General features: G+C 61.6%; 2 protein-coding genes. Both read right to left on the bottom strand.

What is annotated here, in order from left to right; genetic code table 11:
• Positions 1-803, bottom strand: an 803-nt coding sequence (gene sucD / locus PQR02_RS40240) for a succinate--CoA ligase subunit alpha (RefSeq protein ID WP_408243356.1), incomplete at its 3' end; no start/stop codon positions are given.
• A 126-nt stretch (positions 804-929) separates the two neighbouring features.
• Positions 930-2,099, bottom strand: a complete 1,170-nt coding sequence (sucC, locus tag PQR02_RS40235) for an ADP-forming succinate--CoA ligase subunit beta (RefSeq protein WP_020069250.1) — start codon at positions 2,097-2,099, stop codon at positions 930-932.
• Between the last annotated feature and the right edge of the window lie 13 nt (positions 2,100-2,112).

Genomic DNA, 2,112 nt, shown 5'->3' with positions numbered 1-2,112 from the left:
AGCTTCGCTTCAGCGGTGTCCGCACCGCCCGAGATCAGCGCGCCAGCATGGCCCATGCGCTTGCCCGGAGGCGCCGTGACGCCAGCGATGAAGCCGACCACCGGCTTCTTCATGTTGCCCTTGATCCACTCGGCAGCGTTCGCTTCGTCCGGACCGCCGATTTCGCCGATCATGATGACGGCGTCCGTCTCGGGATCGTCGTTGAACATCTTCATCACGTCGATATGCTTCAGACCGTTGATCGGGTCGCCGCCGATACCGACTGCCGACGACTGGCCGAGGCCGATCGCCGTCAACTGGCCGACTGCTTCATACGTCAGCGTGCCCGAACGCGACACGACGCCGATGCGGCCCTTGCGGTGGATGTGACCCGGCATGATGCCGATCTTCAGTTCGTCCGGCGTGATCGTGCCCGGGCAGTTCGGTCCGAGCAGCAGCGTCTTGCGGTTTTCGCGACGCATACGGTCCTTGATCTCGATCATGTCACGGACAGGAATGCCTTCCGTGATACAGATCGCCAGATCCAGGTCGGCTTCGACGGCTTCCCAGATTGCCGCAGCAGCGCCTGCCGGCGGCACGTAAATCACCGACACGGTCGCGCCCGTTTCAGCCTTGGCTTCCGCGACGCTAGCGTAGATAGGAATGCCTTCGAAATCTTCGCCGGCCCGCTTCGGGTTCACGCCTGCAACGTACGCTTCGCGGCCGTTTGCGTATTCACGGCAAGCACGCGTGTGGAACTGACCGGTCTTGCCGGTGATGCCCTGCGTGATGACCTTGGTGTCTTTGTTAATCAGAATCGACATGTATTGACCTCTGTTCGTTTGGCCTCGTGCGGTGGCGCCACGGGCGCACTATTGCGCGCCCGCGTCGCTCGCGCGCCGCCATTCGTAATCCTGGTTAATCCTGGCAAAAGCCACTATGGACTTGGCTTACGCCTTGCCCGAAGCGGCCGCGACGACCTTCTGAGCCGCTTCTTCCATGCTGTCCGCCGCGATGATCGGCAGGCCGGATTCAGCGAGCATCTTCTTGCCCAGGTCTTCGTTCGTGCCCTTCATGCGGACCACGAGCGGCACCTTCAGCGACACAGCCTTCGACGCCGCGATCACGCCCTCCGCGATCACGTCGCAGCGCATGATGCCGCCGAAAATGTTGACCAGAATCGCGGTCAGGTTCGGGTTCTTCAGCATGATCTTGAACGCTTCGGTGACCTTCTCGGTCGTGGCGCCACCGCCCACGTCGAGGAAGTTCGCCGGTTCGCCGCCGAACAGCTTGATGGTGTCCATCGTTGCCATTGCGAGGCCTGCGCCGTTCACGAGGCAGCCGATGTTGCCGTCGAGCGAGATGTACGCGAGGTCGAACTTCGACGCTTCGACTTCAGCCGGATCTTCTTCGTCCAGATCGCGGTACGCGACGATTTCCGGATGACGGAACAGTGCGTTCGAATCGAAGTTGAACTTGGCGTCCAGCGCGATGACCTTGCCGTCGCCGGTCAGGATCAGCGGATTGATTTCGGCCAGCGATGCGTCGGTTTCCCAGAATGCCTTGTACAGGCCTTGCAGGATCGCGCGCGCTTGCGGGATCGAAGCGTCGGGCACGCCGATTTTCTTCGCGAGGTCGTCGGCTTCAGCGTCCTTCAGGCCGGTCGACGGATCGACCGCAACCTTGTGGATCAACTCAGGCGTCTTTTCCGCGACTTCTTCGACGTCCATGCCGCCTTCGCTCGACGCCATCACGACGATCTTCTGCGAAACGCGATCGATCACGAGGCCGACATACAGTTCCTTCTTGATGTCAGCGCCTTCTTCGATCAGAAGGCGGTTCACCTTCTGGCCTTCCGGACCGGTCTGGTGCGTGACGAGCTGCATGCCGAGGATCTGGTTCGAGTATTCGCGAACCTGTTCCAGCGACTTGGCGACCTTCACGCCGCCGCCCTTGCCACGGCCACCCGCGTGGATCTGAGCCTTCACGACCCATACCGGGCCGCCGAGCTCTTCCGCGGCCTTGACCGCATCATCCACCGAGAAGACCGGCTTGCCGCGCGGTACCGCGACGCCGAATTTCCGCAGGATTTCCTTACCCTGGTACTCGTGAATCTTCATGCGTGATTCCCTT

Origin of the sequence: Paraburkholderia sediminicola (assembly GCF_046026895.1) — a bacterium.
Lineage (GTDB): Bacteria > Pseudomonadota > Gammaproteobacteria > Burkholderiales > Burkholderiaceae > Paraburkholderia > Paraburkholderia sediminicola_C.
Note: the sequence above shows the minus strand (reverse complement) of the source record. Positions and strands in the feature narration are given on the sequence as shown.

Excerpts from the sequence above, each read along its gene's own strand:
- sucC (WP_020069250.1), bottom strand. The coding sequence starts at position 2,099 with ATGAAGATTCACGAGTACCAGGGTAAGGAAATCCTGCGGAAATTCGGC.